This is a genomic window from Cytophaga sp. FL35 (assembly GCF_014349235.1).
In the GTDB taxonomy this organism is placed as follows: Bacteria; Bacteroidota; Bacteroidia; order Flavobacteriales; family Flavobacteriaceae; genus Euzebyella.
The window spans coordinates 61,111-74,155 of record NZ_JACSOH010000010.1 but is presented as its reverse complement, the minus strand read 5'-3'; the positions used below and the strand labels follow the sequence as shown (position 1 = coordinate 74,155).

The following is a 13,045-nucleotide window of genomic DNA, read 5'->3' as shown; positions in this document are numbered from 1 at the left end:
AAATGTATCGACTTTTCCTTTTTTAAACAATTGTATAAATGAAGTTACGTGCAGACAATATAATGAAATCCTACAGGGGCCGTAAAGTGGTTAAAGGCATATCACTAGAGGTAAATCAAGGAGAGATTATTGGTCTACTAGGTCCTAATGGTGCCGGTAAAACAACCTCATTTTACATGATTGTTGGTTTGGTTAAACCAAACGGTGGCAAAATATTTCTAGACGGTACAGAAATTACCAATTACCCCATGTACAAAAGGGCGCAAAATGGTATTGGTTATCTAGCCCAAGAAGCCTCGGTTTTTAGAAAGTTAAGTATTGAAAAAAACATACTAAGTGTTTTACAATTGACCAAACTGAGCAAGAAAGAACAGCACATGAAAATGGAGTCCCTAATAGAGGAGTTTGGTCTTGGTCATATAAGAAAAAACAGAGGAGACCTACTTTCGGGTGGGGAAAGACGTAGAACTGAAATTGCCCGGGCATTGGCCACGGATCCTAAATTCATTTTGTTGGATGAACCTTTTGCCGGGGTCGACCCTGTAGCCGTTGAAGATATTCAACGCATCGTAGCCCAATTAAAGAACAAAAACATTGGGATTCTTATAACGGACCACAATGTTCAAGAAACATTGGCCATTACTGAAAGGTCCTACCTAATGTTCGAGGGAGGTATCTTAAAGTCAGGAATTCCCGAAGATTTGGCGGCAGATGAAATGGTGCGTAAAGTATACCTAGGCCAAAATTTTGAACTACGTAAGAAGAAATTGGATTTTTAAAACCCTATTTATTGCCTCCCAATTTTACGACCACCGAAGCTATGATATAAAATGCTATTATAAACGGAATTGCCAGGTACTCCAAGGTTACCAACAGCACCAAGCTCAATACTATAAAAATATATCTTAGTGCATTATCTTTAAAACCCCAATTTTTAAATTTTAGGGCGAAAAGCTCAATTTTTGAATTTAGAAGGTACGCGCTTAGAAAGGTTAGCGCAATTAAAAACCATTGATTTAAAATAATCCCGCTTAAAATATCGCTACCATTATGAAATAAAATTAATGGCAAGGATAATATTAAAAGTGTATTTGCAGGTGTAGGCAACCCTATAAAAGAGGAAACCTGATTTTCATCGATATTAAACTTCGCAAGCCTATATGCCGAAGCCATGGTTATAACAAATCCCAATAGCGGCAACGGTCTAAATACCATGGATATATTTCCGGCAGCAGAACCGGCTTCCATAAAGCCTCCGGCATTCCAACCACCGGTTTCGCTCATTCCTAATAGCTGAAACATAACGATACCAGGCACCACTCCACTTGTAATCATATCTGCAAGCGAATCTAACTGAACACCTAAGTCACTTTGTACCTTTAAAAGCCTGGCCGCAAGTCCGTCAAAAAAATCAAAGAATATGCCCAAAAACACGAAAAGAGCGGCAAACTCCAGTTGATTTAGAACTGCAAAAACTACCGCTATACAGCCACAGAAAACATTCAATAAGGTGATAAGATTAGGTATATGTCTTTTCATACATGCAAAATTTCTCAAAAATCCCCCAGGATCAAACTAGTTGTAATCCCGAATTTGCTTATACAAAAGGGAGATTTAAAATAGGTTTCCACCCTTGTTGATACGATTACAAAGTAAAAATAACACAATTTAACATCAATCAGGTAAGACCATAATTTATTCGCATCTTTGCCCTATTAATTGCCATAACAAGAACGCCATTGAGACAAGTATTTCTATTGTTACTTACGGCACTCTGCCTAAATGCATATAGCCAAAAAGTAAAACTTACTCCACAATCGCAACTTAGTATTATAACATGTGGGCCGGGTGACCAAGTGTATTCTTCCTTTGGTCATAGTTCCATTAGGGTCTATGATGCCTCACAAAAAATTGATGTGGTATACAACTACGGTACATTTGATTTTACTACGCCCAATTTCACTTTAAAATTTGCAAGAGGCAAACTTGACTACACTTTGGCAAGACAGAGTTTTCCCTATTTTCTGTTAAGCTACGAAGAAGAAAATAGATGGGTCAAGGAACAAGTTCTCGACTTAACCCTTCCGGAAAAGCAAAAACTCTTCCAATTCCTTGAGAACAATTATAGACCTGAAAACAGGGATTATAAATATGATTTCTTTTATGACAACTGTTCTACCAAAATATGGGATGTTCTTAAAGAAAACTTTGGAGACGAACTCCGGTTTGAGGAAGATTATTTAAAAAATAAACCTGTTGTTTCTCACAGGGAACTTATCAGGGATTTTGTTTCCATTAATTCGTGGCTGGGTTTTGGGATTGATTTGGCCTTAGGCTCTTTGGTAGATGATTATGCCACACCTTATGAGCATATGTTCCTACCGGATTATACGATGGAACAAATTGCGGTAGCCACCTTAAATGACAAAGCGTTGGCCCAAAATGCCAAAACACTCTTTGAAAGCAAACCCGTAGACAGGTCAACATTTTTTTTACTCTCCCCTGCCTTTTGGTTTCTACTAATATTGATTGCGGTATTATTACTAACCTTTTTGGATTTTAAGAACAATACTCGCAGAAGATGGCTAGATTTTGTGCTTTTTCTAGTACCCGGTCTCATTGGTGCCGGTATTATCTTTCTTTGGTTCTTTACCAATCATACGCAGACTGCGGACAATTATAACATCTTATGGGCATTTCCAGCACATCTTTTTGTTGCCTTTATAGTTTCAAAAAGAAAAGGCCCCAATTGGGTTGCTAAATATGCCCTTTTCTCCCTAGGCCTAATCCTGGTAAGCGCAATTGTGTGGCTTGTGGGATTACAATCTTTTTCACCCGTTCTGATCCTACTTTGGCTTACCTTAGCCGTTCGGTACTTATTTTTATTCTGGTCTTATCAGAAACCTTTATTAGCTTAAAATGAATTTACTTACGGTCCAAAATATTTCCAAATCCTATGGAGAGCGCATTCTTTTTCAAGACCTTTCTTTTGGTGTAAACAACGGTCAAAAAATTGCTTTGATTGCCAAGAATGGTACGGGAAAGACCTCCATATTAAATATCATGTCAGGTGATGACACGCCAGATTCCGGTCAAATTAATTACCGAAAAGATATTCGCGTGAGCTTTTTGGCACAAGAGCCCAATTTAAATCCAGAGTTAACGGTAGAAGAGACCATTTTTGCATCGGACAACGAGATTCTTAGAGTAATTCATTCTTATGAGAAAGCGCTGGAAAATCCTGAGGACACAGATACCTACCAAGCTGCTTTTGAAGCAATGGAACGTTTCAATGCATGGGACTTTGAGACGTTGTACAAACAAATCCTTTTCAAGCTAAAGCTAGAAGATTTAAATGCCAAGGTGGGTTTACTCTCTGGAGGACAAAAAAAACGTTTGGCTTTGGCAAACGCCCTTATAAACAAACCAGACCTCTTGGTTTTGGATGAGCCTACCAACCATTTGGACCTTGAGATGATCGAATGGTTAGAAGATTATTTTGCCAAAGAGAATATGAGTCTATTTATGGTGACCCATGACCGCTATTTTTTGGAAAGAGTCTGTAACGAAATTTTGGAATTGGACAACGGACAACTCTATCCCTACAAAGGTAATTACTCCTATTACCTAGAAAAAAAAGAAGCTAGATTGGAGCAAGAAGCGGTAGAACAGCACAAATCTGAACGCTTGTTTAAAAAAGAATTGGATTGGATGCGCAGACAACCCAAGGCACGAACCACTAAATCCAAATCAAGAATCGATGACTTTCAAACTATAAAAGAAAAAGCGGGCCAACGCAGAAAGGACCATGAAGTTCAGCTAGAAATCAACATGGAACGCATGGGAAGCAAGATTTTAGAGCTTCACAAAATCTCCAAAGCTTACCCAAACAAAACTATCTTGGACCAATTTAACTACACTTTTAAAAAAGGGGAAAGAATTGGTATCATTGGAAAAAACGGTACTGGTAAATCTACCTTTCTCAACATATTGACAGGTAAGGATCAGCCAGATTCCGGTAAAGTTGTTATTGGCGACACCATTAAATTTGGCTATTATACCCAAAAAGGAATAGAGCCAAAAGAAGGCCAAAAGGTAATTGATATCATTCGTGAATTTGGAGATTTCATTCCCCTTAAAAAAGGGAGGCAAATATCGGCACAACAACTACTAGAACGTTTCCTCTTCGATCGTAAAAAACAATACGATTTTGTAGATAAGTTAAGCGGAGGTGAGCGAAAAAGACTTTACCTCTGTACCGTACTAATACAAAACCCTAACTTTCTCATTTTAGATGAACCCACCAATGATTTGGATATAGTTACTCTAAACGTTTTGGAAAGTTTTCTGTTGGATTTTCCAGGGTGTCTCATGGTGGTCTCCCACGACCGTTATTTTATGGATAAAATTGTCGATCACTTATTTGTTTTTAAGGGCGATGGACTTATTGAAGATTTTCCAGGAAATTACTCGGACTATCGAGTTTATGAAGATAGCAAAGTAGTTGAAGAGCGATTGGAAAAAGCGGAAACCAACAAGGAAACCAAAAATACCTCGGATAGCCACACAAATGACAAGAGAAAGACCCTTAGCTACATGGAGCAAAAGGAGTTCAAGAATTTGGAAAAGGAAATTGAGAAACTTGAAAAGAAAAAAGTAGAGATCCAACAGCAATTTACAGACACAGGACTCTCCGGGGAACAAATTGATGAATTATCCATTAAGCTCCAAGAAACAATGGATAGTATTGACCAAAAGACCGAAAGGTGGTTTGAACTTTCCGCCATGATCGAAGATTAAAAACTAGAACCTTGTACCAATTTTTACAATTCTGTCAGTTCCTTTATAAATCTTCCAATGAGCACGGAGTACACTCCCCGTTTGTATTTACATATGTTACTCAATGTCTTTATTCGAAATCCAAACTGCACAACAATAAAGGGGTAAATGCCCTATTAAAAAGTTTGGATTATTTTAATATCAAAACCGTTAATATTATTGAGGAGGGCCAGCAGTTTAAAGAAGCTCTTGAGGGAAATACAAACATAAAAATAACCACAGGAATTGCGCCTTTTTTAATTATTGACCACCCCAAAAATCTGCCGTTAGACGGACTCTCACTTCAAAATCAAGCTCCTAATGGCACCATGATATATATACATTCGCCTTATACAAATAAAGCAAAGAAAGAATCATGGGAAAATTTAAAAAATGAATCTAGCGTAACTGTTACAGTAGATATGTTTTACGGGGCAATGGTCTTTTTTAGAAAGGAACAGGTTAAGGAGCATTTTAAGATTAGAATATAATACGCTAATTTTAGGTTAAGTCTAAGCTATGGGAAATACCATTTACATTATTTTAGGTGTAGTTGTCGTCATCTATCTATTCATATCCGTTACCAATCGGAGGCAACACAAGGAAAGAAAAAGTAGAAAATTTATGGAGGGCTATAAGCGTAAAGAGTCCAAAGAAATTGAGGAATAGAATCTATTACCCCCTTAAATCTTCATTTAATTTTCTAAAACCATTATTTTATGAAAATCTACACCAAGACCGGAGATAAAGGAACCACATCATTAATTGGTGGCACCCGGGTAAAAAAACACCATATTAGAATTGATAGTTATGGCCATATTGATGAATTAAATTCATGGCTAGGACTAATCAGAGACCAAAATATAGATGGGAATCACCTCAAAATGCTGAAAACCATCCAAAAAGAACTTTTTGTTGTTGGTGCACAATTGGCGTTGGACCCAAACAAAAAGAGTAAAAATAATTTCCAAATTCCGGAATTCACGGGTAGTAGCACACAACTGCTGGAGGTTGAAATAGACCAAATGAACGAACTTCTCCCGGCAATGACCCATTTTATACTTCCTGGCGGGCACCCAATTGTGTCATACTGTCATTTAGCCAGAACAGTATGTAGAAGGGCGGAACGAGCTTGCACCCTATTACATCAAGATGAACCGGTAGCGGATAATATTCTTGTTTTTTTGAACCGGCTAAGTGATTATCTTTTTGTTCTGGCGCGAAAATTGTCACAGGAATTGGAGACAGAAGAAGTTAAATGGGTTCCCTAAACGCAGGTGATTTCAACATCAGCCACCTAAGGAAATAATTAAAGAGGCAATTATTTGGATTTCTCTAATAAATTGATTATTTCTTCGTTATCAAACTATTAAAACAAAAATAATAGCTATAAAATGGTCATTTTTACTTGGCTATGTGCACAGAAAAATTATTTTTGCAAAAATTTTAAAACCGATTTATTACAATGTATTGGACATTAGAACTAGCATCTTATTTAAGTGATGCGCCATGGCCGGCCACCAAAGACGAATTGATCGATTATTCCATTCGTACAGGTGCGCCCTTAGAGGTCGTCGAAAATTTACAGTCCATGGAAGAGGAAGGCGGTGAAATTTACGAGTCTATTGAAGAGATTTGGCCCGATTATCCAACTGAAGAAGACTACCTTTGGAACGAGGATGAATATTAATTATCCTACACCAAAAAACTATAAAAAAGGCCCCTTTTCGGGGCTTTTTTTGATGAACTGAGTTAAGGAACAAATTGAATTTTAATATATTCCTTTATAGGGTATTCTTAGAGCACAATTTGTTAAATTCGCCTCACGTGGCATATAGGCCGGTAACTTCTCTGTAATTTTGGCAGTCCAATATCGTATTTGCTATTCAAATCCATACTGGAACAGCTTTTGAAGAGTAAAGCCAAATAGTTTGAAGATACCTGCACATCATTGTATTCCTGAGTGCTTCAATCATAAAAAAGACAAGATGAGTTTTTTAAATTCCGTACTAAAAATATTTGTAGGCGATAAGTCTAAAAAAGACGTAAAAGAACTTCAGCCTATACTTGATAAAATAAAATCCTTCGAAAAAGAACTGGAAGGGATAAGCCTTGATGAATTAAGGGACAAAACCAAGACTTTCAAGTTAAAGATTGCTGAAGATATTAGTGAGATAACGGCCAAAATCGAGGAATTGGAAGCAGAGGTAAAAGCCTCCACTGACATCGATAAAAATGAAGAAACATACGCCGAAATAGACAAATTAAAAGAAGAAGCTTACGCTATTACGGAAAAAACATTGAACGATATCCTACCGGTTGCATTCGCAGTGGTGAAGGAAACTGCCAAGCGTTTTGCCAAAAACGAAACGCTAACGGTAACCGCATCTGAATATGACAGAGAGCTTTCAGGTAGCAAAAGCTATGTTACCCTAGATGGTGAAAATGCCATCTGGGCCAATTCTTGGGATGCAGCAGGTAAGCAGGTTACTTGGGATATGATTCACTATGACGTACAGCTTATTGGAGGAATAGCCTTGCACCAAGGGAAAATTGCAGAAATGCAAACAGGTGAAGGTAAAACTTTGGTGGCTACCCTACCGCTCTATTTAAACGCTTTGGCGGGCCATGGAGCACATTTGGTAACCGTAAACGATTATTTGGCGAAAAGGGATAGTACTTGGATGGCCCCAATATTTGAATTTCACGGCTTATCCGTGGACTGTATAGATAAACATAGACCCAATTCTGCCGGTAGAAGGGCTGCCTATAATGCCGATATTACCTATGGAACCAATAATGAATTTGGCTTTGACTACCTAAGGGACAACATGGCGCATACGCCCAAGGACTTGGTACAACGCCCACACCATTTTGCCATTGTAGATGAGGTAGATTCCGTATTGATCGATGATGCCAGAACTCCGTTGATTATCTCCGGTCCTGTTCCGGAGGGAGATCGCCATGAGTTTAATGAACTTCGCCCGAAGGTTAGTGACATCGTAAATAAGCAAAGACAGCATTTAACCGGCGTATTGGCAGAGGCCAAGAAACTTATTGCTGCTGGAGACACCAAGGAAGGTGGCTTTCTCCTATTGAGAGTATACAGGGGCCTACCTAAGAACAAAGCGCTGATCAAGTTCTTAAGCGAGGAAGGAATAAAACAACTACTGCAAAAAACGGAAGGTTTTTATATGCAGGATAACAATAGGGAAATGCCCAAGGTAGATGAAGACCTATTGTTCGTTATTGACGAAAAGAACAATCAGATAGAACTTACGGACAAAGGCGTAGATTATATTTCTGGTGCCCAAGACAGGGATTTTTTCGTGATGCCGGATATTGGTGCCGAAATTGCAAAAATTGAGAACCAAAATCTTGAGCTTGAAAAAGAAGCGGAACTTAAGGAAGAACTTTTTAAGGAATTTGGCGTAAAAAGCGAGCGAATTCACACCATGACCCAATTATTAAAGGCCTACACCTTGTTTGAGAAGGACGTAGAATACGTGGTGATGGACAATAAGGTAATGATCGTAGATGAACAAACTGGTCGTATCATGGACGGTAGAAGATATTCAGACGGTCTGCACCAAGCAATTGAAGCAAAGGAAAACGTGAAAATTGAAGCTTTAACGCAGACTTTTGCAACGGTTACCCTCCAGAATTACTTTAGAATGTATAAAAAGCTGGCAGGTATGACAGGTACAGCGGTAACGGAAGCCGGTGAATTCTGGGAGATTTATAAATTGGATGTGATGGAAATACCAACCAACCGTCCTATTGCTCGTGATGATAGAAATGATCTTATCTATAAGACCAAAAGGGAAAAATACAATGCTATTATTGAGGAAGTAACCAAACTTTCTCAAGCCGGAAGACCTGTTTTGATCGGTACAACATCGGTTGAAATATCGGAGTTGCTTTCTAGAATGCTTACCATTAGAAAGGTACCGCACAATGTATTGAACGCCAAATTACATAAGAAAGAGGCAGATGTAGTTGCAGAAGCCGGTAATGCCGGGGTAGTAACTATAGCGACCAACATGGCGGGTCGTGGTACGGATATTAAATTGACCGATAGTGTTAAAAAAGCAGGTGGTTTGGCCATTATTGGTACAGAAAGGCATGACTCAAGACGTGTAGACAGACAGTTAAGAGGTAGGTCCGGCCGTCAAGGAGACCCAGGTATGAGCCAATTCTATGTTTCTTTGGAAGATAACTTGATGAGACTTTTTGGTTCGGACAGGGTAGCTAAGATGATGGATAAAATGGGGCTTGAAGAGGGTGAAGTGATACAACATTCCATGATGACCAAGTCCATAGAGCGTGCCCAGAAAAAAGTGGAGGAAAACAACTTTGGCGTTCGTAAGCGTCTTTTGGAATATGATGACGTTATGAATGCGCAGCGTGAGGTGGTTTACAAGAGAAGACGCCATGCTTTGCAAGGAGAACGTTTAAAAGTGGATATCGCCAACATGGTTTTTGATACTTGTGAAGCCATATCGAACACCAACAAAGCCGCTAGCGATTATAAGAATTTTGAGTTTGAACTCATTAAATATTTTTCAATTACTTCTCCTATTTCCGAGGATGAGTTTATGAAAATGAACGTTCAGGATATCGCTTTAAAGGTTTATGAAGTGGCCTATAACCATTACCAAGAAAAAATGGAGCGCAATGCCGCTACCGCTTTTCCGGTCATCAAAAAAGTACACGAAGATAGTTCCAATAAGTTTGAGCGAATTGTAGTTCCTTTTACAGATGGAATTAAAACCTTAAATGTTGTTACCAATTTACAAGAGGCCTATGATTCCAACGGTAAGCAACTGGTAAACGACTTTGAGAAAAACATAACCTTGGCCATTATTGATGACTCTTGGAAGACGCATTTACGCAAGATGGATGAATTAAAGCAATCCGTTCAGCTAGCGGTTCACGAACAAAAAGACCCATTATTAATTTATAAGTTTGAAGCATTTGAACTTTTTAAGGGTATGATTGATAAAGTGAATAAAGAAGTTGTCTCTTTCTTGTTCAAAGGCGAGCTACCAAGTAGCAATCCAAATGAGATTCAAGAAGAAAGAACGATCAGTAGGCCAAAAGAGAATCTGCAGACCAGTAAGGAGGAGATACCCAATAGCGACGAGCTAGCAGCACGCAATAGGGCGGCAGGTCAAACTCAAGGGCAAAGACCACAAGTAACGGAAACCATTACCAGGGAAAGACCCAAGATTGGTAGAAATGATAGGGTTACCATTAAAAATGTTGTATCCGGAGAAAGTAAGACCGTTAAATTTAAGCAGGCAGAACCTTTAATTCAAAAAGGAGAATGGGTTTTGACAGAAGATTAAACGTCCTTTTATAACTTAAAATTTATGTACGGCAACCTCATAGGTTGCCGTAATTTTTTGGTAGATAATCGATTAGACCAAGATTATTAGTATTTTTTAAAGTACCTTTTAACAAGGTTAAGCCTACAATGTTGAGTAAACATAATTAATGGGCTTACACAAACCTATGGTCAAGGGTGAAAAAATAGATACTTTTAGGTTAGGCAATAAAACAAGTTTGTTGCTTAAATTCAACTATACCTCTTCCCTACTTAGCTTTGTTTTCGCTTTGTTATGTATTTTTCTATTGAACATAGAAGGAACCATACCCTTCACCTTTATTCTTTATACCATTTTAAATAGCGTCAATGTTTGGGCCTTTAAACGTCATGGTAATCTAACATCCATGGCTATTTATACCAGTCTGTTGTCATGGGTAAGTACAATTGTTATCAGCCTTTGTAGTGGAGCCGTACAAAGTCCCTTCCTATTTATTTTGGCAATTATAGTATTGGCCGGTTACGTTTCCACTAAATTGCTCGGTACTATATACCTATATAGTATTACGGCCACTATTTTTATCATTTTTTTGATTGATTATCTCCCCTTGGATTTTATACAAAATGAAGTTCCGGAAGCGTCAAAGGATTTGTTCAGCCTTTTCAGTATGCTATTTGCCGTCTATTTGCTGGGCTATATTTTCGGAAAAAACCTTTTGGAGACCCATCATAATTTATACCGTTCCAAAAATGAAATTGAAAGCCGCATTGAAGAGAAGGAAACACTTTTAAAAGAAGTACACCATAGGGTAAAAAATAATCTCCAAACAGTTTCTAGTTTATTGAATCTTCAAGCAAGGAATTCTAAAAATGAAAAGATCAAAGACTTATTAAAAGGGAGTCAAAACAGGGTTCTATCTATGGCCATGATACATGAAATGCTCTACCTCAACCAAAATATTTCAAAGATTGACTTTCGAACTTATGTAGAACAACTTACGGAATACCTTTTAAACTCGGCAATTTCAAAAAACAAGAATATTTTTTTAGAGCTGAATATCCCTGAACTACAATTAGGGATAGACACTGCAATTCCTCTAGGTTTACTGATCAATGAGACAGTTACAAATTCCATCAAATATGGTTTTACCGAAGAAAATGACGGTATCATTACAATCATACTAGAAAAATTGGAAAACCCCAATCTATACAAATTATCCATAAACGATAACGGTATTGGGTTTAAGGAAGAGATTGATTTAAAAGAAATTAAATCGCTTGGACTAAAACTTATTCACAACCTTGCCAGACAATTACATGGCTCCATAAGAAGACTAAATACCGTCACCTGGACCTCTTATATATTAACTTTTAAAGAAATAGAGAATAAAAGATAATACATCTAGCAATTAATAAAACATACGTAGTCTTTATCCTGTTAATTTAACTAAAGAGTACATATTGATTATCCTAATTGACTACTGTATAAAGCTTTGAAAAATATTTCAGAAAATCTTTATAAAAATTTTTTGTCCTAATTACTTAAGATTTTTCGTAATAAAATTGTAGTTTAATCCAAAATAAATAGCAATCAATTCAATTTCATTTGAACCTCAGAATTATTTGTATTTAATCAATGAAATAGTAGAAATCATTCGATTTAGATTTTTGTAGGATATCTCAATGCCCAAAAGCCTCAAAATAGACCATCGCCAAGTAAACCAGACCAGGTTACTCAAGAAATTTATTTATAACTCATCTTTTCTGAGTTTACTCTTTGCGCTATTCTGTATTCTAGCACTGCAGATGAGAGGACTTATCCCTTTTATATTTGGCACATTTGCCATTTGCAACCTTCTCAACCTCTGGCATTTTAAAACTTATGGCAATTTGACCAAGGGTGCCGTATTGGCGGCCTTGTTTTCATTTGTTGGTGCAGCAACTATCACTCTTTTATCTGGAGGTATCAATAGTCCATTTATTTTCGTAATGGTCATAATAGTCCTTGGTGGATATGTTTCTGCAAGAAAGTTTGGAAATATTTACCTCATTAGTACAACTTTAGCCATTGTTTTAATTTACGCCCTAAGTGAAATAGGCATATATAAAAAAGTAAATGAAGTACCCGAAAACTCAAAAGATTTGTTTGCTCTTATTAGCATTCTGTTCTCCGTTTACATGCTTGGAGGGGTTTTTGGAAGAGACTTGTTAAAGTCTTACAATAGAATGGTAGAATCCAAAAACAAAATTGAAAAACGCATTTTAGAGAAAGAAGACCTTTTGAGAACTGTTCATCATCGCGTTAAAAACAATTTACAGACCGTTTCAAGTCTACTTAATTTACAGGCCAAAAATTCTGGCAATGAGCAAATTAAAAACTTGGTTCTAAGTAGTCAAAATAGAGTAAACGCCATGGCCATGATTCATGAAATGCTCTATTTACGAGACAATCTATCCAAAATAGAATTTAAACCTTATGTGCGGGAATTAAGTGAGTACCTTATTCAATCTACCCATTATGACAACCATGATGTTAAGATTAAATTAGATATCCCTGAATTTAAACTAAGTATTGACACGGCCATACCGCTAGGTTTACTTATAAACGAAGCTGTTACCAATTCTCTTAAATATGGTTTTGTTCAAAACAAGAACGGACAAATAGATATTCAGCTACGAAAAGATACAGCCATGAATTCCTATCATTTGAACATATGCGATAACGGCATTGGCTATTCCAAGGATGTAGATTTAAGAACCTCAAAATCCTTAGGTCTTAAACTTATTCATACGTTAGCAAGACAATTAAAAGGTTCCGTAAAAAGGGATTTTTCAATTAAGGGCACGTGTTATCATATTATTTTTAGAGAAATAACCGCTCCTAGCTAACCCTAAAGA

General features: G+C 37.3%; 11 protein-coding genes. 10 read left to right on the top strand and 1 reads right to left on the bottom strand.

Annotated features, from left to right (window positions below):
- Positions 1 to 38: 38 nt before the first annotated feature.
- Positions 39 to 779 carry an LPS export ABC transporter ATP-binding protein gene (lptB, locus tag BIZ36_RS10210; RefSeq protein ID WP_187457800.1) on the top strand — a complete coding sequence of 247 codons (741 nt, stop codon included), beginning with the start codon at positions 39 to 41 and terminating at the stop codon, positions 777 to 779.
- Between the two features lie 4 nt (positions 780 to 783).
- On the opposite strand, the gene BIZ36_RS10205 is transcribed toward lptB, so the two are convergent.
- The gene (locus BIZ36_RS10205) at positions 784 to 1,539 is read right to left on the bottom strand and encodes a CDP-alcohol phosphatidyltransferase family protein (RefSeq protein WP_187457799.1); all 756 of its coding nucleotides are present in this window, start codon (positions 1,537 to 1,539) and stop codon (positions 784 to 786) included.
- Positions 1,540 to 1,739: 200 nt separating this feature from the next.
- Here BIZ36_RS10205 and BIZ36_RS10200 point away from each other — a divergent pair, with 200 nt between their 5' ends.
- From BIZ36_RS10200 to BIZ36_RS10160, 9 genes are all read left to right on the top strand, one after another.
- The gene (locus BIZ36_RS10200) at positions 1,740 to 2,918 is read left to right on the top strand and encodes an Lnb N-terminal periplasmic domain-containing protein (RefSeq protein ID WP_187457798.1); all 1,179 of its coding nucleotides are present in this window, start codon (positions 1,740 to 1,742) and stop codon (positions 2,916 to 2,918) included.
- Position 2,919: 1 nt separating this feature from the next.
- A complete protein-coding gene (locus BIZ36_RS10195) occupies positions 2,920 to 4,800 on the top strand; it encodes an ABC-F family ATP-binding cassette domain-containing protein (RefSeq protein WP_187457797.1) in 1,881 nt (626 codons plus the stop codon).
- Between the two features lie 164 nt (positions 4,801 to 4,964).
- Positions 4,965 to 5,309, top strand: a complete 345-nt coding sequence (locus BIZ36_RS10190) for a hypothetical protein (RefSeq protein ID WP_187457796.1) — start codon at positions 4,965 to 4,967, stop codon at positions 5,307 to 5,309.
- A gap of 28 nt (positions 5,310 to 5,337) precedes the next feature.
- Positions 5,338 to 5,487 carry a hypothetical protein gene (locus tag BIZ36_RS10185; RefSeq protein WP_187457795.1) on the top strand — a complete coding sequence of 50 codons (150 nt, stop codon included), beginning with the start codon at positions 5,338 to 5,340 and terminating at the stop codon, positions 5,485 to 5,487.
- A gap of 50 nt (positions 5,488 to 5,537) precedes the next feature.
- The gene (locus tag BIZ36_RS10180; protein WP_187457794.1) at positions 5,538 to 6,089 is read left to right on the top strand and encodes a cob(I)yrinic acid a,c-diamide adenosyltransferase; all 552 of its coding nucleotides are present in this window, start codon (positions 5,538 to 5,540) and stop codon (positions 6,087 to 6,089) included.
- 194 nt (positions 6,090 to 6,283) lie between these two features.
- Positions 6,284 to 6,508: a DUF2795 domain-containing protein gene (locus tag BIZ36_RS10175; protein WP_013994285.1), complete on the top strand. Its 225-nt coding sequence runs from the start codon at positions 6,284 to 6,286 to the stop codon at positions 6,506 to 6,508.
- Between the two features lie 298 nt (positions 6,509 to 6,806).
- On the top strand, positions 6,807 to 10,169 hold the full coding sequence (secA, locus tag BIZ36_RS10170) for a preprotein translocase subunit SecA (protein ID WP_187457793.1): 3,363 nt from the start codon (positions 6,807 to 6,809) through the stop codon (positions 10,167 to 10,169).
- Between the two features lie 148 nt (positions 10,170 to 10,317).
- Positions 10,318 to 11,544 carry a sensor histidine kinase gene (locus tag BIZ36_RS10165; protein WP_222937342.1) on the top strand — a complete coding sequence of 409 codons (1,227 nt, stop codon included), beginning with the start codon at positions 10,318 to 10,320 and terminating at the stop codon, positions 11,542 to 11,544.
- A 409-nt stretch (positions 11,545 to 11,953) separates the two neighbouring features.
- Positions 11,954 to 13,036 carry a sensor histidine kinase gene (locus BIZ36_RS10160; protein WP_222937341.1) on the top strand — a complete coding sequence of 361 codons (1,083 nt, stop codon included), beginning with the start codon at positions 11,954 to 11,956 and terminating at the stop codon, positions 13,034 to 13,036.
- The last annotated feature ends 9 nt before the right edge of the window (positions 13,037 to 13,045 follow it).

Coding starts and splice junctions, on each gene's coding strand:
- lptB (WP_187457800.1), top strand. CDS start 39: ATGAAGTTACGTGCAGACAATATAATGAAATCCTACAGGGGCCGTAAA.
- BIZ36_RS10195 (WP_187457797.1), top strand. CDS start 2,920: ATGAATTTACTTACGGTCCAAAATATTTCCAAATCCTATGGAGAGCGC.
- BIZ36_RS10205 (WP_187457799.1), bottom strand. CDS start 1,539: ATGAAAAGACATATACCTAATCTTATCACCTTATTGAATGTTTTCTGT.
- BIZ36_RS10165 (WP_222937342.1), top strand. CDS start 10,318: ATGGGCTTACACAAACCTATGGTCAAGGGTGAAAAAATAGATACTTTT.
- BIZ36_RS10180 (WP_187457794.1), top strand. CDS start 5,538: ATGAAAATCTACACCAAGACCGGAGATAAAGGAACCACATCATTAATT.
- secA (WP_187457793.1), top strand. CDS start 6,807: ATGAGTTTTTTAAATTCCGTACTAAAAATATTTGTAGGCGATAAGTCT.
- BIZ36_RS10185 (WP_187457795.1), top strand. CDS start 5,338: ATGGGAAATACCATTTACATTATTTTAGGTGTAGTTGTCGTCATCTAT.
- BIZ36_RS10175 (WP_013994285.1), top strand. CDS start 6,284: ATGTATTGGACATTAGAACTAGCATCTTATTTAAGTGATGCGCCATGG.
- BIZ36_RS10160 (WP_222937341.1), top strand. CDS start 11,954: ATGAGAGGACTTATCCCTTTTATATTTGGCACATTTGCCATTTGCAAC.